The 22,941-nt window shown below is 58.5% G+C and carries 23 protein-coding genes and 1 riboswitch; of the genes, 15 read left to right on the top strand and 8 right to left on the bottom strand.

What is annotated here, in order from left to right; all coding sequences use genetic code 11:
• Positions 1 to 21 precede the first annotated feature (21 nt).
• The 5 genes from mdtH (at position 22) to ACMGF9_RS09800 (ending at position 4,713) form a co-directional block, all read left to right on the top strand.
• Positions 22 to 1,227 (top strand): multidrug efflux MFS transporter MdtH, encoded by a 1,206-nt coding sequence (gene mdtH / locus ACMGF9_RS09820; RefSeq protein WP_088381672.1) that lies wholly within the window; start codon positions 22 to 24, stop codon positions 1,225 to 1,227.
• Between the two features lie 73 nt (positions 1,228 to 1,300).
• A complete protein-coding gene (locus tag ACMGF9_RS09815; protein WP_004929632.1) occupies positions 1,301 to 1,549 on the top strand; it encodes a hypothetical protein in 249 nt (82 codons plus the stop codon).
• 127 nt (positions 1,550 to 1,676) lie between these two features.
• Positions 1,677 to 2,324 carry a glutaredoxin 2 gene (gene grxB / locus ACMGF9_RS09810; RefSeq protein WP_015378146.1) on the top strand — a complete coding sequence of 216 codons (648 nt, stop codon included), beginning with the start codon at positions 1,677 to 1,679 and terminating at the stop codon, positions 2,322 to 2,324.
• Between the two features lie 32 nt (positions 2,325 to 2,356).
• Positions 2,357 to 3,997 (top strand): ABC1 kinase family protein, encoded by a 1,641-nt coding sequence (locus tag ACMGF9_RS09805; RefSeq protein WP_088381673.1) that lies wholly within the window; start codon positions 2,357 to 2,359, stop codon positions 3,995 to 3,997.
• Positions 3,998 to 4,149: 152 nt separating this feature from the next.
• Positions 4,150 to 4,713 (top strand): lipoprotein, encoded by a 564-nt coding sequence (locus ACMGF9_RS09800; RefSeq protein WP_004927555.1) that lies wholly within the window; start codon positions 4,150 to 4,152, stop codon positions 4,711 to 4,713.
• Positions 4,714 to 4,769: 56 nt separating this feature from the next.
• On the opposite strand, the gene yebF is transcribed toward ACMGF9_RS09800, so the two are convergent.
• The 5 genes from yebF to cspC all read right to left on the bottom strand — a co-directional run bounded on the left by yebF (position 4,770) and on the right by cspC (position 7,700).
• Entirely contained in the window at positions 4,770 to 5,129 is a 360-nt protein-coding gene (yebF, locus tag ACMGF9_RS09795) for a protein YebF (RefSeq protein ID WP_060559770.1), read from the bottom strand.
• 71 nt (positions 5,130 to 5,200) lie between these two features.
• A complete protein-coding gene (gene yqfB / locus ACMGF9_RS09790) occupies positions 5,201 to 5,509 on the bottom strand; it encodes a N(4)-acetylcytidine aminohydrolase (protein ID WP_004927562.1) in 309 nt (102 codons plus the stop codon).
• Between the two features lie 39 nt (positions 5,510 to 5,548).
• Positions 5,549 to 5,872, bottom strand: coding sequence for a YebG family protein (locus ACMGF9_RS09785; RefSeq protein ID WP_004927565.1), 324 nt, complete (start codon positions 5,870 to 5,872; stop codon positions 5,549 to 5,551).
• Between the two features lie 88 nt (positions 5,873 to 5,960).
• On the bottom strand, positions 5,961 to 7,343 hold the full coding sequence (gene dbpA, locus ACMGF9_RS09780; protein WP_004927569.1) for an ATP-dependent RNA helicase DbpA: 1,383 nt from the start codon (positions 7,341 to 7,343) through the stop codon (positions 5,961 to 5,963).
• Between the two features lie 147 nt (positions 7,344 to 7,490).
• Positions 7,491 to 7,700, bottom strand: a complete 210-nt coding sequence (gene cspC, locus ACMGF9_RS09775) for a cold shock-like protein CspC (protein WP_004927572.1) — start codon at positions 7,698 to 7,700, stop codon at positions 7,491 to 7,493.
• Positions 7,701 to 7,946: 246 nt separating this feature from the next.
• On the opposite strand from cspC, the gene purT reads away from it, so the two are divergent.
• The gene (gene purT, locus ACMGF9_RS09770) at positions 7,947 to 9,125 is read left to right on the top strand and encodes a formate-dependent phosphoribosylglycinamide formyltransferase (RefSeq protein WP_075684559.1); all 1,179 of its coding nucleotides are present in this window, start codon (positions 7,947 to 7,949) and stop codon (positions 9,123 to 9,125) included.
• Positions 9,126 to 9,159: 34 nt separating this feature from the next.
• Here the strand turns inward: purT and ACMGF9_RS09765 are convergent, their stop codons facing one another.
• Both ACMGF9_RS09765 and ACMGF9_RS09760 read right to left on the bottom strand, forming a co-directional pair.
• A complete protein-coding gene (locus ACMGF9_RS09765) occupies positions 9,160 to 9,399 on the bottom strand; it encodes a YoaH family protein (RefSeq protein WP_015378151.1) in 240 nt (79 codons plus the stop codon).
• A gap of 70 nt (positions 9,400 to 9,469) precedes the next feature.
• On the bottom strand, positions 9,470 to 10,471 hold the full coding sequence (locus tag ACMGF9_RS09760; protein ID WP_118891959.1) for a glycosyltransferase: 1,002 nt from the start codon (positions 10,469 to 10,471) through the stop codon (positions 9,470 to 9,472).
• Between the two features lie 522 nt (positions 10,472 to 10,993).
• Between ACMGF9_RS09760 and pabB the strand changes: the two genes are divergently transcribed.
• The 4 genes from pabB (at position 10,994) to ACMGF9_RS09740 (ending at position 16,608) form a co-directional block, all read left to right on the top strand.
• Positions 10,994 to 12,367, top strand: coding sequence for an aminodeoxychorismate synthase component 1 (gene pabB, locus ACMGF9_RS09755; RefSeq protein ID WP_088382063.1), 1,374 nt, complete (start codon positions 10,994 to 10,996; stop codon positions 12,365 to 12,367).
• Complete coding sequence (locus tag ACMGF9_RS09750; RefSeq protein WP_004927587.1) at positions 12,364 to 12,942, top strand: CoA pyrophosphatase; 579 nt, start codon at positions 12,364 to 12,366, stop codon at positions 12,940 to 12,942. Before pabB ends, ACMGF9_RS09750 begins: the two co-directional genes overlap by 4 nt.
• A gap of 446 nt (positions 12,943 to 13,388) precedes the next feature.
• The gene (sdaA, locus tag ACMGF9_RS09745; RefSeq protein ID WP_004927589.1) at positions 13,389 to 14,753 is read left to right on the top strand and encodes an L-serine ammonia-lyase; all 1,365 of its coding nucleotides are present in this window, start codon (positions 13,389 to 13,391) and stop codon (positions 14,751 to 14,753) included.
• 268 nt (positions 14,754 to 15,021) lie between these two features.
• Entirely contained in the window at positions 15,022 to 16,608 is a 1,587-nt protein-coding gene (locus ACMGF9_RS09740) for an EAL domain-containing protein (RefSeq protein WP_004927593.1), read from the top strand.
• 16 nt (positions 16,609 to 16,624) lie between these two features.
• Here the strand turns inward: ACMGF9_RS09740 and ACMGF9_RS09735 are convergent, their stop codons facing one another.
• Entirely contained in the window at positions 16,625 to 18,169 is a 1,545-nt protein-coding gene (locus ACMGF9_RS09735; protein ID WP_015378155.1) for a TerC family protein, read from the bottom strand.
• Between the two features lie 562 nt (positions 18,170 to 18,731).
• Here ACMGF9_RS09735 and manX point away from each other — a divergent pair.
• The 5 genes from manX (at position 18,732) to mntP (ending at position 22,902) form a co-directional block, all read left to right on the top strand.
• Positions 18,732 to 19,691: a PTS mannose transporter subunit IIAB gene (manX, locus tag ACMGF9_RS09730; protein WP_031299690.1), complete on the top strand. Its 960-nt coding sequence runs from the start codon at positions 18,732 to 18,734 to the stop codon at positions 19,689 to 19,691.
• A gap of 56 nt (positions 19,692 to 19,747) precedes the next feature.
• On the top strand, positions 19,748 to 20,548 hold the full coding sequence (locus tag ACMGF9_RS09725; protein ID WP_015378156.1) for a PTS mannose/fructose/sorbose transporter subunit IIC: 801 nt from the start codon (positions 19,748 to 19,750) through the stop codon (positions 20,546 to 20,548).
• Positions 20,549 to 20,563: 15 nt separating this feature from the next.
• Positions 20,564 to 21,406, top strand: a complete 843-nt coding sequence (locus ACMGF9_RS09720) for a PTS mannose transporter subunit IID (RefSeq protein ID WP_015378157.1) — start codon at positions 20,564 to 20,566, stop codon at positions 21,404 to 21,406.
• A gap of 54 nt (positions 21,407 to 21,460) precedes the next feature.
• On the top strand, positions 21,461 to 21,919 hold the full coding sequence (locus tag ACMGF9_RS09715) for a DUF986 family protein (RefSeq protein WP_004927610.1): 459 nt from the start codon (positions 21,461 to 21,463) through the stop codon (positions 21,917 to 21,919).
• A 218-nt stretch (positions 21,920 to 22,137) separates the two neighbouring features.
• A riboswitch (yybP-ykoY riboswitch) is annotated at positions 22,138 to 22,325 on the top strand.
• Positions 22,326 to 22,332: 7 nt separating this feature from the next.
• On the top strand, positions 22,333 to 22,902 hold the full coding sequence (gene mntP, locus ACMGF9_RS09710; RefSeq protein ID WP_004927615.1) for a manganese efflux pump MntP: 570 nt from the start codon (positions 22,333 to 22,335) through the stop codon (positions 22,900 to 22,902).
• The last annotated feature ends 39 nt before the right edge of the window (positions 22,903 to 22,941 follow it).

The raw sequence follows: 22,941 nt of genomic DNA, 5'->3' as shown, positions 1-22,941 counted from the left end.
TTTAATTGCTCATGGTGAAGCATGTCTCTGGTGTCGCAAGCGCGCAGCTTGGGTAAATATTTTCTATTGCTCGACAACCTGCTGGTGGTTTTAGGCTTCTTTGTCGTTTTTCCGCTTATTTCGATCCGCTTCGTCGATCAATTGGGATGGGCGGCGCTGATCGTCGGCATCGCGCTGGGTTTGCGTCAGCTGCTGCAACAAGGGCTCGGCATCTTTGGCGGCGCCATCGCCGATCGCTTCGGCGCCAAGCCGATGATCGTCACGGGCATGTTGCTGCGCGCCGCCGGTTTCGCCACCATGGCGATGGCCGATGCCCCCTGGATCCTGTGGTTCTCTTGCGCACTGTCCGCCCTCGGCGGCACGCTGTTCGATCCGCCGCGCACCGCTTTGGTGATTAAGCTGACCCGCCCGCACGAACGCGGCCGCTTTTTCTCGCTGCTGATGATGCAGGACAGCGCCGGCGCGGTCGTCGGCGCGCTGATCGGCAGTTGGCTGCTGCAGTACGACTTCCACTTTGTCTGCTGGGTCGGGGCGGCGATCTTCGTGCTGGCCGCCGGCTGGAACGCCTGGCTACTGCCGGCTTACCGCATCTCAACCGTGCGCGTGCCGATGAAAGAAGGCATGCTGCGGGTCGTGCGCGATCGCCGCTTCCTCACCTATGTCCTGACGCTGACCGGCTACTATATGCTGGCGGTACAGGTGATGCTGATGCTGCCGATCGTGGTCAATGAAATCGCCGGCTCACCGGCGGCGGTGAAATGGATGTATGCGATTGAAGCGGCGCTGTCGTTGTCGCTGCTCTATCCGCTGGCGCGTTGGGGAGAAAAACACTTCCGGCTTGAGCAGCGCCTGATGGCGGGCCTGCTGCTGATGACGCTCAGCCTGCTGCCGATCGGCCTCGCCAGCAGCCTGCAAGGCGTGTTCACGCTGATCTGCTGTTTCTACCTGGGTTCGATCATCGCCGAACCGGCGCGCGAGACGCTGAGCGCTTCGCTGGCCGATCCACGTGCGCGTGGCAGCTATATGGGCTTTAGCCGCCTTGGTCTGGCGCTGGGTGGCGCGTTAGGTTACACCGGCGGCGGCTGGATGTACGATACCGGACGCACGATGAACATGCCGGTGCTACCCTGGTTGCTGCTTGGGGCAGTGGGCTTCGCTACGTTGCTGGCGCTGTACTGGCAGTTCAGCCCGCGACGCAGTGCATCGATGATGCTGCGCGGCGGTTAACGCCATAGAAATCCGGCCGAATCGGCAACAGCTGCTATCCTGTTAGTAAAAACCCCCACAGGAGCCCGTCGGCATGAGCGAAGAAGCAAAATTACCGCAACTACTCGAACATATGATACTGAACTTGCGCATGATTTATGCGCGTTCCACCCTGGTGGAAAAGGCCCTGGCCCATATCCTCGCCAGCGACGCCGGCCTGAAAAACGATATTATCAAACAGCTGCAGGTCGTCACCGCCGCCAACGAACGTGACAAAATCGACCTGGAAGAAGCTCGCATTCACCTGATCGATGTGCTCAACTCGGTACCGGCCAAGAAATAACGCCCCCTAGCCCGCGCCGGTGCGCGGGCAATATCGCAATAACGCACCATCCAACACACGCACGTCAAGACAGCCTCGATAAGCTGTGGTAACTATTGCTGTTAAAACCTGACAACCCGGAGCAAGCATGAAACTGTTCATTTACGATCATTGCCCATTCTGCGTTAAAGCCCGCATGATTTTTGGCCTGAAACGTCTGCCGATTCGCCTGGTCACGTTGCTCAACGACGATGAGACGACTCCGTTCAACCTGATCGGCCAAAAAATGGTGCCTATCCTGGTCAAAGACAACGGCGAAGCGATGCCGGAAAGCCTGGATATCGTGCGCTATGTCGATAACCTGGACGGCAAGCCGGTGCTGACCGGCCGCACCAACCCGGCCATTGCCGAGTGGCTGCAGCGGGTCGGCGGGTACAGCGCAAAATTGCTGTTGCCGCGTATTGCGCATGCCGATTTCGAAGAGTTCGCCACCGACAGCGCCCGCCGTTATTTTATCGATAAAAAGCAGGGGTCAATCGGTGATTTCGCCGAGCATCTCGCCAACAGCGCCGATCTGATCGCCCAGCTGGAGGCCGATCTGCAAACCCTGTCACCGCTGATCGTCTCCGCCGAAGCGGTAAACGGCGAACTGTCCGAGGACGATATCCACCTGTTCCCGCTGCTGCGCTCGTTGTCGATCGTCGCCGGGGTTGCGCTGCCGGAGAACGTGGAAACCTACCGCAACCGCATGGCGCAGCGCTGCGAGGTGCCGTTGCTGCTGGACATGGAACAATAACGTTTGAATAACCCAAAGGATAGGGCGTACTGATGCTGAAAATGGTGCTCGCCACCGCTCGCGATCGGGCGCGGCTGAAGGAAATTACCTCTGTTCTGATTCGTTACGGCCTGCAAGACGTTCTGCGTCTGCTGGGCCTGGGGGCTTTGCTGCGCGGCGCCCGCGCTGGATCCGCCCAACAGGACGCACAAACCCTGCCCGAGCGGCTGCGCGAAGCGCTCGAGGCGCTGGGCCCGACCTTCGTCAAATTCGGCCAAATCCTGGCCACGCGTTCTGATCTTCTGGATCCGGCCTGGACCAACGAACTGGATCGCCTGCACAGCCAGGCAGCGGTGTTGCCATGGGAAACGCTGGCGCCGCAAATCATCGCCGATCTGGGGGGCGAGCCCGAGCAGCAGTTTGCCGAATTCGATCGCACGCCGCTGGCCGCAGCATCGATGGCGCAAATTTACCGCGCCCGCTTGCACAGCGGCGAACAGGTGGTGGTGAAAGTGCTGCGGCCCGGTTTGGCGAAAACCATCCACGCCGATCTGCGGCTGCTGGCCTCGCTGGCGGAAACCGTGGAGCAGCAGAGCCCCGCGTTGGCGCGCTATCGGCCGCGGCAGATGGTCAGAGCGCTGGCGACGGCGCTGAATCATGAGCTGGATTTGACTCACGAAGGGCATAACTGCGATCGCGTCGCCGGGATGTTCGCGCATGAACCCGATGTGGTCGTGCCGAAAATCTATTGGCAATGGTCTTCCCCGCGCCTGTTAGTGCAGGAGTACTTGCCCGGCACCGCGCCGGAGAACCCTCAGCAATTGGCGGCGGCGGGCTTTGACGGCCCACTGCTGGCGCAACGCGGCGCGCGCGCCTTTATGAGCATGGTGCTGGAGCATCGGTTGTATCACGCCGATCCTCACCCCGGCAACGTCATGGCGCTGAGCGGTGACCGCGTCGGCTTTATCGACTTCGGCATGGTGGGCCAACTGTCTGAGCGGCGGCGCAATCAGTTGCTTCTGCTGCTGCAGGCCATTGCCGATCGTCAGTCCGAAGGCATCGTCAACACGCTGATCGCCTGGTCGGACAGCGAACCGCTGGATCTGATGGATCTGGAGCTGGCGGCGCAAAACTTTCTCGACAAACAGGCCGCCGCCACCCTGACGTTGGGCAAGGCTCTGACCGACCTGCTGGTGATGGCGCGTGAACACCAGTTGGCGCTGCCGCCCGATCTGGTGCTGCTGTTCAAGGCGTTAATCACCGCCGACGGCGTGCTGCACCGATTGGATCCTGCCTTCGACATCGTCGCCACGCTCAAACCGATGCTGCAACAAACGGTGCTGCAACGCTATGCCCCTGACGCCGTGCGCCAGCGGTTATTGGCCCTGGGCGGGGAAGCGCTCGACGCCGGGGAAGAACTGCCGCAAACCCTGCGGCTGTTGGTGCGCCGCCTAAAACGCGGGCAGCTCAATGCCGATATCAACGTCAGTAATCTCGGCCAGTTGAGCAAAGCGCTGGAACGCGCCGCCGTCACCCTGGCTATCGCCATTGTCACCGCCGCTTTCGCCCTGGGCCTGGCGCCTTATCTGATGCACTCCTCACTGCAGTTGTGGGGCATTCCGCTGTTCCCGCTGTTGGGGGCCGCGGCCTGCCTGGCCGGCGTGATCCTCCTGGCGCTGCGATTGCGGCGCTGACGCTTTCGGCGTTATCCGATAGGTGTCGCCCGTTTTTGCGCGCACTATCCTCTGCACATCGCCGCCTGCCGTTTTCACGCGCAGGCGGAACGTTTATAATGATTAATCAATTATCTGCAGCACTTTTCGCCAGCAGTCGCAATGAGGCATTAATGAAGAAGATCCTGATGGGCGCAGCCGCCCTGCTGTTCGCCGGCGTATTGGCCGGTTGCAATCAACTGACCCAGTACACCCTGAGCGAGCAGGAAGTGAATGATTACCTGCAGAAACATAACGACTATCAGAAGCAGATCGGCGTGCCCGGCCTGGTGGACGCCAACATCGTGCTGACGCAGCTGCAAAGCCAGATCGGCCGCAGCGAGCCGGGTAAAGTCACCCTTTCCGGCGACGCCAAGGTCAACATCACGTCGATTCTCGGCCCGCAGGCGGCGGATCTGAAGCTGACGCTGAAAGCGCAGCCGGTTTACGACCGCGCACAGGGCGCCATTTACCTGAAAGACATGGAACTGACCGATTACAGCGTGCAGCCGGAAAAAATGCAGACGGTGATGAAAGCGCTGACGCCATATCTGAACCAGTCACTGAAGTCTTACTTCGACCAAAAGCCGGCTTATGTGCTGAATCCTGACAACAGCAAAACCGAAGCGCTGGCGAAAAAACTGGCGAAGGGATTGGAAGTGAAACCGGGTGAGTTGGTAATACCGTTCAGCGACTGACGCCGTCTGGGGACATCAAGCCCGCCGCTCGGCGGGCTTTTTATTGCCAAAAAGCGTTACTGCGGCGCGCTGTAGGCGATTTCGCCGGTGTTGCAGTCAAGCGTCACGTTGTAGGTTTTATCTGCCTTGGTGCCACGCACCGTCAACGGCACCTGCCATACCTGATCCTTGCCGGTGATGGCATCCGGGCTGACCCAGGCGATCGGGGTGGCGGTACCCAGCAGCTTTTTGTCCGATTCCCAGCGCGTGATGCGGTTCTGCAAGAAGTCGCGCTTGACCTGGGCGGCGATATCCGCCGGCTGCAGACCCGCACACTGCCCCACCTTGGCGGCGCGCTGCTCGTGATCCTGCGCCCACACCGCAGTCGATGCTCCCATCATGGCCAACAAGGCGATAGCCAAACCCGTTTTTTTCATATCTCCTCCCATTGTGATTAGCGCTATCCGGGCGCCCATCCCTGGCTCACAACAGGGCTTCGGCAAAGGGTTTACCGTTTGACGAACTCGATGACAAACAGCGCATCCAGGCCCGGATAGATTTCCTTGATCACCTGCTTCAATTCGCCGAGCGACATGTTCTCCTGCTGTGCGTGGCGTTCAGTCAGCGCGTCCAGGCGCACCGGCGTTACCGACAGCACTTCGATAAAGCAGAAAAATACGCCGTCTTCATTGCGGCTTACGCGCAATACCTCGCCCGGTTCGAAGTGCGACTCACTGGCATCCCGAATGGTGATGGTTTTGCGCCCGGCCAGAATATCTTGCTCAAAGCGGCTGAAGAAAGTTATTTCACGGCTCATTTTAGATCCTTTTTCATCACAACACCGCAACATAAGTCATTATGCCGCTTGCTTTTCTGACGCAGATCCCTCTTTTGAGTTAGAGGCCGCTTTTTTCGCTTTCGCTTCCGCCGGTTTCTTGAGGGTTTCCGCCGGTGAAGCGCCGCGCAGAATCAGACCCAGCGCATCTTTATTCTCTGCCAGGAAGAAGCTCAGCCCTTCTCGCTGTTCGTCGTCCAGGTTCAGCGGCGCCTGTTGCAGCCACTCTCCGAGGTTATCCGCCAGATCCAGCATTTTGTCGTAGGCGTCGGCTTCTTTCTTGCTCGCGAAAGTCATTTTTTCCTCACCGTTTCTCACCACCACATATTTAACTTCAACCGCCATGCGTGCGTCCTCAAATACTCAAATAACTGTAATTACATACAGTATAAATAGATAATGGCGGGAGGGCAAACCGCCGCCCGCCTTCGGCTTATTTCAGCAGCCGCACCTTGCAGCTCTTGCCTTTGATTTTGCCCTGTTGCAGCTGTTGCAACGCCTTGCGCGCGCTGGCTTTACGGATCGCGACGTAGGCATGCACCGGGAACATGTCGATCTTGCCCACTTCCGCCGCCGTCAGCCCGGCATCGCCGGTCAGCGCGCCAAGGATATCGCCGGGACGGATCTTCGCCTTGCGGCCGCCGTCGATGCACAGCGTCACCATCTCTGCCTCCAGCGAGCCGTTGGCCGCTCCGCTCAGCTCGGACACCGGCGCCCAATCGACGGTCATCTGCAGGTAGTCTTCAATCGCATGCGCCCGCGCCATCTCCTGCGGCGTGCACAGGCTGATCGCCAGCCCGCTCATGCCGGCGCGGCCGGTGCGGCCGATACGGTGCACATGCACTTCGGGATCGAACGCCAGTTCGTAGTTAACCACCAGCTCCAGCTCTTTGATGTCCAGCCCGCGAGCGGCGACGTCGGTCGCCACCAACACTCGGCAACTGCGATTGGCGAAGCGCACCAACACCTGATCGCGGTCGCGCTGCTCCAGATCGCCATGCAGCGCCAGCGCGCTGATGCCGCGGGCCTCCAGGGCCTCAAGCACTGTCTGACAATCGCGCTTGGTATTGCAGAACACCACGCAGGACGCGGGTTGATGATAGCGAATGGCCGACACCAGCAGCGCTGGGCGCTGATCGCGCGTGGTCTCATAAAAGCGTTGTTCGATAGCGGTCTGCGCTTCGCCATCGTCCACCTCGACGCTCAGCGGCTGGCGTTGAACACGCTCGCTGATGCGTTCGATGCCCGCCGGATAAGTGGCGGAAAACAACAGCGTCTGACGCTGCGGCGGCGTGTAGCTGATCACATCGTCGATATCGTCAGCGAAACCCATATCCAACATGCGGTCGGCCTCATCCAGCACCAACACCTTCAGCTCGTCCAGCAGCAGCGTTTTCTTGCGCAGATGCTCCTGAATGCGCCCCGGCGTCCCCACCACGATGTGTGGCGCGTGCACCAGCGAGTCGAGCTGCGGCCCCATCGGTTGGCCACCGCACAGCGTCAGAATTTTGATGTTTTGCGTGAAACGCGCCAGGCGACGCAGCTCTTTGCTCACCTGATCGGCCAACTCGCGAGTGGGGCAGAGCACCAGCGCCTGCGTGGCAACCTGAGTAACGACGATGTTATTCAGCAAGCCAATGCCGAATGCCGCCGTTTTGCCGCTGCCGGTTTTCGCCTTGGCGCGCACGTCTCGCCCTTGCAGGATAGCGGGCAACGCGGCGGCCTGCACCGGCGTCATTTTGGCGTACCCCAGTTCGTTGAGGTTGGCCAACTGTTCGGCTGGCAGAGGCAGGGAAGAAAAAGAAACTGTGCTCACGGCGATAACTCTTATATGACGAATGGAATGGCGGCGCGCCCGCAGGTTGGCGCCGAATCAGCGGTAAATGATAACAGAGATGGGCGGCGTTACGGGCTGCGGGCATAAAAAAACCCGCCGGCGGCGGGTTTCTTGGCGGCTCAGTCGTTAAATCGCAACGACGTTGGCTGCAGCTGGGCCACGTTGGCTGTCCTGGATGGAGAATTCAACCTGCTGGCCTTCAGCCAGAGTCTTGAAACCATCGCTAACGATAGCGGAAAAATGAACGAAAACGTCTTTAGAGCCGTCGGCAGGCGTGATGAAGCCGAAACCTTTGCTTTCGTTGAACCATTTAACGTGACCAGTGATCTTGCTCATTTGTGTTTCCTTTACTTGATAAACCTGCCTTGACGGCACGAGACGCGAAAACCTTGCTATATATAGGCCTTCTTTCGCCGTCGCTTATTAACGCACAATCGCCCAGGCAGGGCAAATATTTCTGCTTGTTATAAAAACAGTAAGTTAGCAACAAACCTGGCGCGGTGGCTGTGAACGCAATCGTTTTCGTATATACTGCCCGCCGATCATCAATCCGCTTACTTTCACCGATCCAGGTACGAAACTATGTTAACGATTGGAACCGCCCTGCGCCCTTCCGCCACCCGCGTTATGTTGCTCGGCTCCGGGGAGCTGGGTAAAGAAGTCGCCATTGAATGCCAGCGCCTCGGTCTGGAAGTGATCGCCGTCGATCGCTATGCCGACGCCCCCGCCATGCATGTGGCGCACCGCAGTCACGTCATCAATATGCTGGACGGTGACGCGTTGAAAGCCGTTATCGAACAAGAGCGGCCGGACTATATCGTTCCCGAAATCGAAGCGATCGCCACCGCCATGCTGGTGGAACTTGAACGTCAGGGCCACCGCGTGGTGCCCTGCGCCGAAGCCACGCGCCTGACCATGAACCGCGAAGGCATCCGCCGTCTGGCGGCGGAAGAACTTGGCCTGCCCACCTCCAGCTATCGCTTTGCCGACAGCGAAGCGGCTTTCCGGCAGGCGGTCGAGCACATCGGCTACCCGTGCATCGTCAAACCGGTGATGAGTTCTTCCGGCAAAGGACAAAGCCTGATCCGCGCGCCTGAGCAGCTGCAAAGCGCCTGGGATTACGCGCAACAGGGTGGACGCGCCGGCGGCGGCCGGGTGATCGTCGAAGGGTTGGTAAGATTTGATTTTGAAATTACGTTGCTGACCATCAGCGCCGTGGACGGCGTACATTTCTGCGAGCCGATCGGCCATCGTCAGGAAGACGGAGATTATCGCGAATCCTGGCAACCGCAGCGCATGTCAGCCACGGCGTTGAGCCGTGCTCAGGCTATTGCGGAGAAGGTGGTGAAAGCCCTGGGCGGGTTCGGCCTGTTCGGCGTGGAGCTGTTCGTCTGCGGCGACGATGTGATCTTCAGCGAAGTGTCTCCGCGGCCGCACGATACCGGCATGGTTACGTTGATCTCACAGGATCTGTCCGAGTTCGCCCTGCACGTTCGCGCGTTTCTCGGGTTGCCGATTGGCGCCATCCGCCAGTTCGGCCCTTCCGCTTCGGCGGTGATCCTGCCGCAGCTCACCAGCAGCGATGTGCGTTTCAGCGGACTGGAAAATGCGCTGCACGGGCACAACCAGCTGCGCCTGTTCGGCAAACCGGAGATCGCCGGGCAACGTCGTTTGGGCGTAGCGCTGGCGACGGCGAACACGACGGAACTGGCGGTGGAGCAAGCGAAACAAGCCGCCGCCGCCGTGACGGTCAACGGCTGATACTCACGGGGCCGCTTGCGCGGCCCCGATAACGTCAATAGTCTTCGTCTTCTTCAGCATCGTCATCCCGCGACGCCTCCGGTGCGGCCTCATGTTGCTCGTCTTCGTCATCGAACAATACCGCAACCTGAGCACCCTGATGCTTCTCGCGAATTTCCTGCGCAACGCGAGCAATGGCCTCACCGCTGCTCATGCCCTGCTCCATCAGTTGATGGATGCGATCCGCCGCTTCCTGCTGCTCCGCGTGATTCAGTAATGGCATACCTGCATGCATGTGTCGTTCTCTCCGGCAAAAGGGAGAAGGAGTATACGCGCTAACGCGGCGGATCCCAACGTCTGGTGCGTCAGGCCGGTTGCGAACAGCCGTTATCGTTGCGCCACTGCTTCAGGCGATGCCGCCACAGCATGACATGCCACCCCTGCTTCAGGCCGCGCGCATTGGCGAACATCGCTCTGTCGATACCGCGCTGATAGAACTCTTCGGTGATCTGACTCTGAGCGGCCGGTTCCGGCTCGCGACGAATGCTGTGGCAAATGCCCAGCGCTTCGCGGGTGATTTGCCAATGGAAAGCCGGACGAATGACGATAGTGCCCGCATAGCGCTGGTTGAGCCGCTCCAGCATGTCGACGATTTTCATATAGTGGCGTTGATACTCCACGTTCGCCTTACCGATGCGACGACGATTACTGATCGACTTGTCGTGCACCCGTTGACGGTACAGCGGCGTACTTAAATATTTGACCCGTTTGGCATTAAACATGACTTCTGTCGTCCAGGGAATATCCTGGTGATGTAACCCCGGCTCGAAATAAAGCCGATGCTGGCGAATAAAGTCGAGGCGATATATTGCCAGCCATACAACGTGAATAAACTTTCGCGATTTCAGCGCACGTTCAAACCACTGCACGCCACTGATCACATCGGTGGTACGCAAACGCGCCTCGGGAAAAATCGGCTGCAATTCATCTTGGCTGGTGAAATAGCGCTCGCCATTACATTGCATCACGTCTAATTGGTGTTTTTCCGCCTGTTCCAGCAGCGTGGAATACATCTCCGGCGCCAGCAAGTCGTCGGCATCGGGAAACGCCACATATTTGCCTTGGGCAACGGCAAGCCCGGCATTACGCGCGTTAGAAACGCCGCCATTGGCCTGATCGATCACACGAATATGCGGATGTACCGCCGCGTAACGGTGCGCGATCTCTCCTGAACCGTCAGTGGAACCATCGTTGACGATGATCACCTCCAACCGTTGCTCGCGCTGGGCCAGCAGCGAGGCCAGGAAAGGCTCCAATAATTCCCCCGCATTGTGCATCGGGACGATCACGCTCAGCATTAACGACATAGTCAGCTCTTCAATGATAATGTAACAAAATAATAATTTTATTTTTCTAAAAGACTCATTCGGCCTGCGTAGGCTTGGGATAGGCGTGAAACACTGCAAATTCCCGCGCTGGCTAATGGAACCGAACTGGCCTTTCTTTCTCAAACCCGCGCCAGAAAAGCGCTGAGTAATTAAGCCATTAATTCTAAAAGGCGGCGACGTTGCTAAAATCGGGCATAGCAACATCTCCCCCGCTTCTAATAACAAGCAGAAATAATAAATTTATGAAATTAACGAATCTTTTTTTATATTTCTCGGGTATTGCGCCCTCGATGAATAGGCTTCCAGTGCATTTGACGTTAAATTTTTAACATATCGAAGTATAATCAATGGCGCAAAAAATGCCTTATTTAAGGTTTGTTGAGCTGCTGTTTATGTGAACTGTGCTTCATGTCGTGCATGGCAAAACATGCATGACGTGGCTGTCTATGGCACACTAGCCGCCAGATATCGCCGTCCTCACAGCCAGGTTTATTGACGTTCATGAGCGTAACCGCCCCAAACATAAAATCTTTGCCCTACAGCCGCCGTGCCCTGATGACGCTTTTCGCCCCGCTTTCATCGCAGCCTTGGGCGATGCTGCTGCATTCGGGCTTTGCCGACCATTCGCACAACCGCTTCGATATCCTGGTCGCACAACCGCGCGTGACACTCACCACCCGGGGTGCCGACACGCAAATCGAAAGTGACGGCGTCACCATTCAGTCGCAGGAAGATCCGTTCTCCTTGCTGCAGCAGCAACTGGCGACGCAAGGCTGGCAGCCGGCGTTTAATCCGGACCTGCCGTTTCAGGGCGGAGCTCTGGGACTGTTCGGCTACGATCTTGGGCGCCGGGTGGAAACCCTGCCGCAGTTGGCCGAAGCCGATCTCGCTTTGCCGGATATGGCAGTGGGCATTTATGACTGGGCAGCGATCGCCGACCACCAATTGCAAACCCTGACGCTGCTCAGCTATGGCGATGTGGAGCAGCGCTGGCGCTGGCTCAATAGCCAAACCGCACCTACAGAACGCCCTTTCACGCTGCTGAGCGACTGGCGCGCCAATATGAGCCGGCGACAATACGGCGAGAAATTCCAACGTATTCAGCACTACCTGCGCAGCGGCGACTGTTACCAAATTAATCTGGCACAACGATTCTCCGCCGACTATCAGGGGGATGAATGGCAGGCGTTCTGCCGCCTGAGCGCCTGCAACCGCGCGCCGTTCTCGGCCTTCCTGCGCTTGCCGCACAACAGCGTACTGAGCGTCTCTCCCGAGCGCTTCCTGTGGCTGGAGCAGCAGCGTATCCAAACCCGCCCGATCAAGGGCACGCTGCCGCGGCTGGCGGACGCGGAACAGGACGCTGCGCAGGCTCGCCGTTTGGCCGATTCACCCAAGGATCGCGCTGAAAATCTGATGATCGTCGATCTGCTGCGCAACGATATCGGCCGCGTCGCCCAGCCTGGCAGCGTACGGGTGCCGGAACTGTTCGCCGTGGAGCCGTTCCCCGCCGTGCATCACCTGGTGAGCACCATCACCGCGACCCTGCCAAACCATACCTCGGCGGCCGAACTGCTGCGCGCCTGCTTCCCCGGCGGTTCGATCACCGGCGCGCCCAAGGTGCGCGCGATGGAAATCATCGAAGAGTTGGAGCCGCAGCGCCGCAATGCCTATTGCGGCAGCATCGGTTACCTGAGCGCCTGCGGCACCATGGACACCAATATCACCATTCGCACGCTCGTCACCGAAAACGGTCGCATCCACTGCTCCGCCGGCGGCGGCATCGTGGCGGACAGCCAGGAGCAGGCGGAATACCAGGAGACCTTCGACAAGGTCGGCCGCATTTTGCCGCAGCTAGGGGAGTATGCCCTGTCGTGATCCCATCGAACTCACCGGCCTCACTGCACGCCTTTATCAGCCGTTTTCAACTGCAGCTGCCACAGGCGACGCAGATTTCGCACCATGTGCGCCCGGCGGCGGTGCTGATCCCGATCGTCTGCCGCGCCGAGCCGACGCTGCTGTTGACCCGCCGTGCCGACTCGCTGCGCAAACATGCCGGTCAAGTGGCCTTCCCCGGCGGCAAAACCGACGCAGAAGACGGATCGGCGATCGTCACGGCGCTGCGAGAAGCGCAGGAAGAAGTGGCGATACCGCCGCAAGCGGTGACTGTCCTCGGCCAAATGGCGCCGCTCGACAGCAGCACCGGATTTCAGGTTACCCCTATCGTCGGCCTCATCCCGCCGGACGTGCAGTTCCACGCCAATGAAGGCGAAGTGGCGGACGTGTTCGAGATGCCCCTGCGGGAAGCGCTGACCCTGTCGCGTTACTATCCGCTGGATATTCATCGCGCCGGCCATACGCACCGCATCTACCTCTCCTGGTATCACAGCCAGTTTATCTGGGGGCTGACCGCCGCCATCATTCGGCGCCTGGCGCAACAGGTCAGTATTTAGCCCGCATTACGTGATCTGACTCGCAATCTGGCACGGTTGCCGACCTCCGCGGCGGGTAAAGCGATCGCTATCACTTCATTTGATCGCTTTTTCAACTACCGTTCCGTTTGAATGGTTTTAAAAAAACTGTAAACCCTCTCTTAAACCTTACGAAATACCTGTAAAATACCACCGTCCGAGATAAACCACTGTAGAAACAGGGATTAAGCCGGCGGCGTTCAGCACGGAAAGCTGGCGCGATTACCGCTAATGGAGCTTGGGCGAAAGCGGATACCCCGCACAAGGGTTCGCCCCGGGTAATCAGTAAAAAAAGCGACACCACGGATTATTTAATTTCATGCGAAAAAGGCAGCCGAACCCGCACGGCCCTTTTACAATATCGCTGTTCCCTGCGCGGTTTTTGACCGCCGCAGCCATAACAATACGTCTCTTTAAGGAGTTTTAGCGTGATTAGCGTTTTCGACATGTTTAAGATCGGCATCGGCCCGTCCAGCTCTCATACGGTTGGACCGATGAAAGCCGGCAAACAGTTTGTCGACGATCTGGTAAATAAAGGCCTGATGCCTTCTATCACGCGTGTTGCCGTAGACGTTTACGGCTCACTCTCATTGACCGGCAAAGGTCACCATACCGATATCGCCATCATTCTCGGCCTGGCCGGCAACATGCCGGACACCGTCGATATCGATAGCATTCCGGGTTTTATTCGCGATGTAGAACAACGTCAACGCCTGATGCTGGCCAACGGCCTGCATGAAGTCGATTTCCCACGCGACGGCGGCATGGTCTTCCGCAGCGACAACCTGCCGCTGCACGAAAACGGCATGCAGATCCACGCCTTCGCCGGCGATAAAGAAGTGTACAGCAAGACCTATTACTCTATCGGCGGCGGTTTCATCGTCGACGAGGAGAATTTCGGCAAGGCCGCCGAGCAAGAACTGCAAATGCCATATCCGTTCAACTCCGCGCGCGAAATGCTCGACCACTGCCGCGAGACCGGCCTGTCGCTGTCCGGCATGGTGATGCAGAACGAACTGGCGCTGCACAGTAAGCAAGAGATCGAGACCTACTTCGGCAACGTCTGGCAAACCATGCGCGCCTGTATCGACCGCGGTCTGAACACCGAAGGCGTACTGCCGGGGCCGCTGCGCGTACCGCGCCGGGCCTCCGCGCTGCGACGCATGCTGGTGGCGTCGGACAAACTGTCCAGCGATCCGATGAACGTGATCGACTGGGTCAACATGTTCGCGCTGGCGGTTAACGAAGAAAACGCCGCCGGCGGCCGCGTGGTCACTGCGCCGACCAACGGCGCCTGCGGCATCGTGCCTGCGGTGCTGGCTTACTACGATCACTTCATCGAGTCCGTCAGCCCGGATATCTACATCCGCTACTTTATGGCGGCGGGTGCGATCGGCGCGTTGTACAAGATGAACGCCTCCATCTCCGGCGCCGAAGTCGGTTGCCAGGGTGAAGTCGGCGTTGCCTGCTCCATGGCGGCGGCCGGTCTGGCCGAACTGCTGGGCGGCAGCCCTGAGCAGGTCTGTGTGGCGGCGGAGATCGGCATGGAACACAACCTGGGTCTGACCTGTGACCCGGTCGCCGGCCAGGTGCAGGTGCCGTGCATCGAGCGCAACGCCATCGCCTCGGTCAAGGCGATCAACGCCGCCCGCATGGCCCTGCGCCGCACCAGCGAGCCGCGCGTTTCGCTGGATAAGGTGATCGAGACCATGTACGAAACCGGCAAAGACATGAACGCCAAGTACCGCGAAACGTCACGCGGCGGCCTGGCAATCAAGGTGCAATGCGACTGACAGACAACCCCGCCACCCGGCGGGGTTTTTTATGGGTAATCAATTCACTGGCCGCTTTTTGTGACAATGTCACCAGAAAAAATCCTGCATTTCTCTCATCGATCCGGTGGTTAGCCTGCAAATTGACCTTCTGTTTTGCCAAATCGAAATAATTTACTGAGTTACCATCAATCTTGTATAACCTCAGGCTAGAATTAGCCGAGCGCAACTTAAGGATCTATGACCTGACCGTGACTCGGGGCTGGATTACCGAACAAGGATTTACCGGATGTTGATGACCCACCTCGCCGCGTCCCGATATCGTTATTACCGTTGGCTGCTGGCCGGAGCGGTGGGCGCGGCTATTCTGTTGGTATCGCTGTATACCCGTTACTATCAAGAGGTCAAAAGTATCGAGCTGAGCCAACAGACATTGGCCACCCGCACCGTCGGCAAGCTCAACCAGTTGTTGACGCCGGCTCAGCTGCAGGCGGAGCGCAGCATGGACATGCTGGACCAGCCCTGCGAGAACGTTTCGTCGACCCTGCGCTTTCGCGCCGCGCAGAATCAGGCGCTACGCGCCATGTTGCTGGTAAAAAACGGCATTATTTACTGCTCCAGCCTGTTTGGTTCCCGTCATTATCAGCTGGCCGCGGTAATGCCGACCTTCGTCAACAGCAACGCCAGGCTGGCGCTGCGCCCCTCGCTGGCGGTGAGCAAAGGCCTGCCCACGCTGGTGATGTGGACGCCATCCCCCCACGATAAAACCAGCGGCGTGCTGCACGTGTTTAATATCGAGCTGCTGTCCAACTTTTTACTCGAGCCGCAGGAGCCTTACGTTCAGCGCGTGGTGCTGAACGTGGCTGACAGCAGCCTGGAATACGGCCGACGCGAAATCCTGAGCCGTGACACCCTGACCAACGATCTGCGCTACACCGCCGGCTCTGCGCTATACCCGTTCTCGATTTCGCTGTTCGGCCCGCAGATCGGCATGCTGGCGCTTTCCGCACTGCCGCGCCATATCCCGCTCGCGCTGCTGATCAGCCTGTTGGCCGCCTATGTGGTCTATCTGCTCACCGCTAACCGCATGAGCCTGTCTTATCACATCGGCCATGCCATCACCCATCGCGAGTTCCGCGTCTATTGCCAGCCCATCATCCATAGCGACACCGGGCGCTGCGCCGGCGTTGAGATGCTGCTGCGCTGGAAAAAGAAGCGGCAAGGGTGGATCTCCCCCGACGTGTTTATTCCGCTGGCCGAGCAGCATGAGCTGATCATTCCGCTGACCCGTTATCTGATGAACACCGTGACGGAAAATCTGCAGCTGTTCCCGCCGCGACCGTCGTTCTACATCAGCATCAACGTCGCCGCCGAACACTTTAAAACGCTCAACATCATCGACGATATCCGTCGGATTTGGCTACCGGCGCATCCGATGCCGTCACTGATGCTGGAGCTGACCGAACGCACCGCGCTGTCGGCGATCCAGCATGACCAGATCCGGACGCTGAAAGACATGGGGATCATGCTGGCCATCGACGATTTCGGCACCGGCCACAGCTCGCTGAGCTACCTGAAGAACCTTAGCCCGGACGTGTTAAAGATCGACCGCGGGTTTACCGCGGCCATCGGTACCGACGCGGTCAACGCCACGGTGACCGATACCATCATTACGCTGGCGCAGCGGCTGAAGCTGAAGCTGGTGGCTGAAGGGGTAGAAACGGCGGAACAGGCCGACTATCTGCGCTCGCGTGAGGTCAATGCCCTGCAGGGGTATTATTTCGCCAAGCCGATGCCGATCCACGTTTTCCCGCTGTGGTTGCAGCAGTACGAATCGCGCGTCAGGAAAACAGAAGAGAATACGCCGGAGGCCTGAGCCTCCGGCGGGTGGGTTACGAATGCGCCGGTTCGTCGAAGACGACGCGGGTGACACGCACCAACTCAATGCGATAGTCGGAGACCTCGACGATATCGAAACGTAGGTGGTTCAGTTCAATGGTGTCCCCCACTACCGGCATCTGGCCGTAGTGGGCTAACAGCAGCCCCGCCAGAGTGGCGTAGTCTGCGGTTGGGCTGACCAGGTCATCGCAGGCCAGCGCCTGTTCCAGCGAGTGCAGGTCGGTCCCGCCTTTGACCAGCCAGCCGTCGCCTTCCGCCACGATGTCCGGCGTTTCATCTTCGTCCGGGAACTCGCCGGCAATCGCTTCCAGCACATCCAGCGGCGTCACCAGCCCCTGCACCACGCCGAACTCGTTGGTGACCACCACCAGGCGCCCTTTGGCGCGGCGCAGCACCGCCAGCAGCTTGATGACATCCATGGTTTCCGGCACCACGATCGGCGGCGTGCGGGCGGCAAACTCGGCGATATCTTCCCCTTGCTCCAGCGCCACCAGCAGATCCTTGGCGCGTACCACGCCGACGATCTCATCCACAGAGTCGCGACACACCGGGAACAGGCTGTGCGGCGTATCCAGCAACTGTGCACGCACCTCCTCACGGGAGCGCTCGCAGTCGACCCAGGAGATGTCAGTGCGCGGCGTCATCACGCTGCGCAATGAGCGCGAGGCCAGCGTCAGCACACCGCTGATCATATAACGCTCTTCCGCCGCAAAGGTTTCATCCCTCGGCAACGCCACCGCGTCGTCAGGCTGCTGTGCGCGCTGCTGCCCCATCAGGCGCATGATCGCTTCCGCGGTGCGCTCGCGCATCGGGCGACGCGCCTGATGCTTGATAAAGTTGCGGCGCGCGATCTGGTTGAACAATTCAATCAGGATCGAGAAGCCGATCGCGGCGTACAGATAGCCTTTAGGAATATGCAAGCCGAAGCCTTCGGCGATCAGGCTCAGACCGATCATCAACAGGAAGCTCAGGCACAGCACCACAATGGTCGGGTGCGCGTTGACGAAGTTGGTCAACGGCTTGGATGCCAGCAGCATCACCGCCATCGCGATCACCACCGCCGCCATCATCACCGGCAGATCGTTCACCATGCCCACGGCGGTGATCACCGCATCAAGCGAGAACACCGCGTCAAGGATCACGATTTGCACCACCACCGCCCAGAACTTGGCGTAACCGCGGTTGGCGCCATCCTGGTGCGTCTGCCCTTCCAGCCGTTCATGCAGCTCCATGGTGGCCTTGAACAGCAGGAATACCCCGCCGAACAGCAGGATAAGATCGCGGCCGGAGAAGCTGAAATCGCCGACGCTGAACAGCGGCGTGGTCAGGGTTACCATCCAGGAGATCACCGACAGCAGACCCAAACGCATCAGCAATGCCAGCGACAGGCCGATGATGCGCGCCTTATCGCGCTGCTTAGGCGGCAGTTTGTCGGCCAAAATGGCGATGAATACCAGGTTGTCGATGCCCAGCACGATTTCCAGCACCACCAGCGTAAGCAACCCCGCCCAAATAGAGGGGTCCATTAAAAATTCCATATCAGACTCCAGAGAAAAGTGGGAATGAGCGCACGCCGCTCAGACGTGACGATGCCGCCGCTGCATGGGCGCAGTCGACAATAGCAAAGTGACGGGATGGGATTACCGGGAGATGGCCGAAGGGCCGAACAACATATGCAACGCCAGCAGGTGGCGGGTGAAACCTGGAAAAACAGTTACTTCGGTGACAGTCCATAGGGAGGGCTGAGGCCCTTCACTCCTTAGTGATGAAAGAGGAAATTACTGTATCAGGATTTTTCTGGGGGACAAAGCGGCTTTTTCAACGGCGGTTTAGGGTGACGCCACGCCATATCGTCTGCGACAGCTAAGATTTCTCCGAGCATTCAATAGCGGAGCAGCGTCACAAAAAATATTTTTTCACTCACTAAAATAAATCTCGCGTTCGTGAAGTATCACGCACAGGCATTTGATACTGCGTGAGAAATGTTAGGCGTGCGTTTCTTTTTTTCTACCATAATGTATCTGAACCGCGGAAGTGACTGCCAAGACGGCGCGGAGAAACGACACAAACCGCGTCTGGAGTTCAACGAGGAGGTAGCGAGTGGCAATAGCTATTATCATCGGCACACACGGGGCTGCAGCGGAACAACTGCTGAAAACGGCGGAGATGCTATTGGGCGAGCAGGACAACGTCGCCTTTATAGACTTCGTTCCCGGTGAGAATGCCGAAACGTTAATCGTCAAATACAACGAAAAAATCAGTGGATTGGATACCAGCGGCGGCGTGCTGTTCCTGGTGGATACCTGGGGCGGCAGCCCGTTCAACGCCGCCAGCCGCATTGCGGTCGACAAAGAAAACTATGAGGTCGTCACCGGGGTCAACATCCCGATGCTGGTGGAAACCTTCATGGCGCGGGACGACAACCCCGCTTTCGATGAACTGGTGGCGCTGGCGTTGGAAACCGGCCGCGAAGGCGTGAAAGCGCTGAAAAAACCGCAGGAAGAACCCGCAAAACCCGTGGCGCCCGTCGCCAAAGCCGCTGCCCCTCAGGCGCCGCTGGGGCCGAACGACCACATGAAAATCGGCCTGGCGCGCATCGATGACCGCTTGATTCACGGCCAGGTGGCTACCCGCTGGACCAAAGAGACCAACGTCAGCCGCATCATCGTCGTCAGCGACGAAGTCGCTGCCGACCATGTGCGCAAAACCCTGCTGACCCAGGTCGCCCCGCCGGGCGTCACCGCCCACGTGGTGGACGTGGCGAAGGCTATCCGCGTCTGGAACAACCCGAAATACGCCAACGACCGCGTGATGCTGCTGTTTACCAATCCGACCGACGTCTGGCGTCTGGTGGAGGGCGGTGTGGATATTCAATCCGTCAATATCGGCGGCATGGCGTTCCGCCAGGGGAAAACCCAGGTGAACAACGCCGTTTCCGTCGATGAAAAAGATATCGAAGCGTTTAAGAAACTGAACGATCGCGGTATCGAGCTGGAGGTGCGTAAGGTCTCGTCCGACAGCCGGCTAAAAATGATGGACCTGATTAACAAACTCAATTAGTGGCGCCTGCCGCTGATTATTTTACTCAGAGCTTTTTTGGTCATAGGAGAAGTGCAATGGAGATCACCACTCTTCAGATTGTGCTGATATTTATCGTTGCCTGTATCGCCGGGATGGGTTCCGTCCTCGACGAGTTCCAGTTCCACCGTCCGCTGGTCGCCTGTACCCTGATCGGCTTCATCCTCGGCGATATGAAAACCGGCATCATTATCGGCGGTACGCTGGAAATGATCGCCCTCGGCTGGATGAACATCGGTGCGGCGGTCGCGCCGGATGCCGCCCTGGCGTCCATCATCTCGACCATCCTGGTCATCGCCGGCGGGCAAAGCGTCGGCGCCGGTATCGCCCTGGCCATTCCGCTGGCGGCGGCCGGCCAGGTGTTAACCATCATCGTGCGAACCCTCACCGTGGCCTTCCAGCACGCAGCGGACAGTGCGGCGGAGCGCGGCAGCCTGCGCGCCATCAGCTGGATCCATGTCGGCGCCCTGCTGCTGCAGGCGATGCGTATCGCCATCCCGGCGGTCATCGTCGCCATCTCGGTGGGCACCGCCGGGGTGCACGCCCTGCTCAACTCGATCCCGGAAGTGGTCACCAGCGGCCTGAACATCGCCGGCGGCATGATCGTGGTGGTCGGTTACGCGATGGTGATTAACATGATGCGCGCCGGCTACCTGATGCCGTTCTTCTATCTCGGTTTCGTTACCGCCGCCTTCACCAACTTCAACCTGGTGGCGCTCGGCGTCATCGGCGTGGTGATGGCCGTGCTGTATATCCAGCTCAGCCCGAAATACAACAAGTCTCAGGTTGTCCAGGCCGGCCCGGCTAACGCGAACGATCTCGATAACGAACTCGACTAGGAATAGGTGAGAGAAATGGTTGATACAACTGCTCAAAAGAAACTCACGCCGGCCGATATTCGCGGCGTATTCCTGCGTTCGAACCTGTTCCAGGGTTCATGGAACTTCGAACGCATGCAGGCGCTGGGTTTTTGCTTCTCGATGGTGCCGGTGATCCGCCGCCTGTATCCGGAAAACAATGACGATCGCAAACAGGCGATCAAGCGCCACCTTGAGTTCTTCAACACCCACCCTTACGTGGCGGCGCCGGTGCTCGGCGTAACCATGGCGATGGAAGAGCAACGCGCCAACGGCGCACCGATCGACGACGCCGCAATCAACGGCATCAAGGTTGGTTTGATGGGGCCGCTGGCGGGCGTCGGTGACCCGATCTTCTGGGGCACCGTGCGGCCGGTATTCGCCGCGCTTGGGGCGGGCATCGCCATGAGCGGCAGCCTGCTCGGACCGATCCTGTTCTTCGTGCTGTTCAACCTGGTGCGCCTGCTGACCCGCTATTACGGCGTGGCCTACGGTTACCGTAAAGGGGTGGACATCGTCAACGACATGGGCGGCGGCTTCCTGCAGAAACTGACGGAAGGAGCGTCCATTCTCGGCCTGTTTGTCATGGGGGCGCTGGTCAACAAGTGGACGCACGTGAATATCCCGCTGGTGGTGTCCAAGATCACCGACCAGACCGGGCATACCAACGTCACCACGGTGCAGACCATCCTCGACCAGCTGATGCCGGGCCTGGTGCCGCTGCTGTTGACCTTCGCCTGTATGTGGCTGCTGCGCAAGAAAGTCAACGCGCTGTGGATCATCATCGGCTTCTTCGTCATCGGTATCTTTGGCTATTGGATTGGCCTGCTGGGCCTGTAATCGTTCGAAACGGCCGGGGGGCAACCCCCGGCTTTTTTATGTGTGGAGCAAGAGATGTCACTGACCGACGCCGTACTGATGCTGTTTATCGCCCTGCTGTTGCTGTATTCGCTGTACGACGAATTCGGCATGGATCTGCTGAAAGGCAAAACGCGGCTCAAAGTGCCGCTCAAACGCCGCAACCGCCTCGACAGCCTGATTTTCGTCGGCCTGATCGCCATTCTGATTTACCGTAACGTCACCGCCAACGGCGCGCTATTAACCACTTATCTGCTTATTTCTTTGGCGCTGCTCGCCATCTATATTGCTTATATCCGCTCGCCCAAAATGGTGTTTAAAGCGCACGGTTTTTTCTTCGCCAATGTTTTTGTCGAATATAACCGCATTAAAGCCATGAATTTATCGGAGGACGGCATTCTGGCCATCGACCTGGAGCAGCGCCGGCTGTTGGTTCAGGTGACGCACCTGGATGACCTGGAGAAGATATACAATTTTTTCGTTGATAATCAATAAATAAGGGAAAATTAATTTTATTCTCGCTCAAACCTTGCGCTGTCTGTGGATAATTAATCGGCAGCGCCATTTCATTTCTGACTATTATTTCTGCAACATTGTTACCCGCGTCTACATTATATTCCCACATGAAATCAGATTAATGAAAACGAGTCTCAATTAAGAACAAAAATCGCGCCAGAATAAAGTTGTCGGTACCGGAAATAATATGGTATGGTTGCGCCGTCATTGGGGAGTAGCCGGTTTCTGGAGAATAAAACGCCAGAAACGCCCGTATCAACATACTCGTTTCGCCGTATGAAACGTGGTGCGGGCAGCCAGGTAAGGTTGGCGAGACCATAGACACGTAACTCCGTCGTTTGGTTGGGGGTGGGTTACGTGTATATGGAGCCACCCGGCCGAGGCTATTTCACATGAACCTTTCAGCAACGCTTATTCTCGCTTTCGGCATGTCCATGGATGCGTTCGCCGCTTCTATCGGCAAAGGCGCCAGTCTGCATCAGCCGCGCTTTCGCGAAGCGATCCGCACAGGTCTGATCTTCGGCGTGGTCGAAGCAATCACCCCGCTCATCGGTTGGGCCATCGGCCTGTTCGCCAGCCAATACATCATGGAATGGGATCACTGGGTCGCCTTCTCGCTGCTGTTCATTCTCGGCATGCGCATGATCGTCGAAGGGGTGCGCAACAGGCCCGACGAAGAAGAGAAGGTCAAACGCCACGGCTTCTGGATATTGGTGGCCACCGCTATCGCGACCAGCCTGGACGCCATGGCGATCGGCGTCGGTCTGGCCTTCCTGCAGGTGAACATCGTGCACACCGCAATGGCCATCGGCTGCGCCACCATGATCATGGCAACGTTGGGCATGATGATCGGCCGCTTTATCGGCCCGCTGCTGGGCAAACGCGCCGAAATTCTCGGCGGCGTGGTGTTGATCGGCATCGGTGTCAACATCCTGCTGGAGCACCTCGGCTACCTGGCCTGAGGCGACCGAACTGCAAAAAAAACCTGCCGCGGCAGGTTT

The organism is Serratia sp. BNK-23 (assembly GCF_047456145.1).
Lineage (GTDB): Bacteria > Pseudomonadota > Gammaproteobacteria > Enterobacterales > Enterobacteriaceae > Serratia > Serratia nematodiphila.
This window is presented reverse-complemented; position numbering and strand designations above follow the sequence as displayed.

Excerpts from the sequence above, each read along its gene's own strand:
- ACMGF9_RS09715 (WP_004927610.1), top strand. The coding sequence starts at position 21,461 with ATGTCACTGACCGACGCCGTACTGATGCTGTTTATCGCCCTGCTGTTG.
- yebF (WP_060559770.1), bottom strand. The coding sequence starts at position 5,129 with ATGAAAAAAACGGGTTTGGCTATCGCCTTGTTGGCCATGATGGGAGCA.
- cspC (WP_004927572.1), bottom strand. The coding sequence starts at position 7,700 with ATGAGCAAGATCACTGGTCACGTTAAATGGTTCAACGAAAGCAAAGGT.
- ACMGF9_RS09740 (WP_004927593.1), top strand. The coding sequence starts at position 15,022 with ATGTTGATGACCCACCTCGCCGCGTCCCGATATCGTTATTACCGTTGG.
- pabB (WP_088382063.1), top strand. The coding sequence starts at position 10,994 with ATGAGCGTAACCGCCCCAAACATAAAATCTTTGCCCTACAGCCGCCGT.
- ACMGF9_RS09720 (WP_015378157.1), top strand. The coding sequence starts at position 20,564 with ATGGTTGATACAACTGCTCAAAAGAAACTCACGCCGGCCGATATTCGC.
- yqfB (WP_004927562.1), bottom strand. The coding sequence starts at position 5,509 with ATGAGCCGTGAAATAACTTTCTTCAGCCGCTTTGAGCAAGATATTCTG.
- mntP (WP_004927615.1), top strand. The coding sequence starts at position 22,333 with ATGAACCTTTCAGCAACGCTTATTCTCGCTTTCGGCATGTCCATGGAT.
- ACMGF9_RS09815 (WP_004929632.1), top strand. The coding sequence starts at position 1,301 with ATGAGCGAAGAAGCAAAATTACCGCAACTACTCGAACATATGATACTG.
- ACMGF9_RS09725 (WP_015378156.1), top strand. The coding sequence starts at position 19,748 with ATGGAGATCACCACTCTTCAGATTGTGCTGATATTTATCGTTGCCTGT.
- ACMGF9_RS09735 (WP_015378155.1), bottom strand. The coding sequence starts at position 18,169 with ATGGAATTTTTAATGGACCCCTCTATTTGGGCGGGGTTGCTTACGCTG.
- mdtH (WP_088381672.1), top strand. The coding sequence starts at position 22 with ATGTCTCTGGTGTCGCAAGCGCGCAGCTTGGGTAAATATTTTCTATTG.
- ACMGF9_RS09800 (WP_004927555.1), top strand. The coding sequence starts at position 4,150 with ATGAAGAAGATCCTGATGGGCGCAGCCGCCCTGCTGTTCGCCGGCGTA.
- ACMGF9_RS09760 (WP_118891959.1), bottom strand. The coding sequence starts at position 10,471 with ATGTCGTTAATGCTGAGCGTGATCGTCCCGATGCACAATGCGGGGGAA.
- ACMGF9_RS09805 (WP_088381673.1), top strand. The coding sequence starts at position 2,357 with ATGCTGAAAATGGTGCTCGCCACCGCTCGCGATCGGGCGCGGCTGAAG.
- grxB (WP_015378146.1), top strand. The coding sequence starts at position 1,677 with ATGAAACTGTTCATTTACGATCATTGCCCATTCTGCGTTAAAGCCCGC.
- ACMGF9_RS09765 (WP_015378151.1), bottom strand. The coding sequence starts at position 9,399 with ATGCATGCAGGTATGCCATTACTGAATCACGCGGAGCAGCAGGAAGCG.
- purT (WP_075684559.1), top strand. The coding sequence starts at position 7,947 with ATGTTAACGATTGGAACCGCCCTGCGCCCTTCCGCCACCCGCGTTATG.
- ACMGF9_RS09785 (WP_004927565.1), bottom strand. The coding sequence starts at position 5,872 with ATGGCGGTTGAAGTTAAATATGTGGTGGTGAGAAACGGTGAGGAAAAA.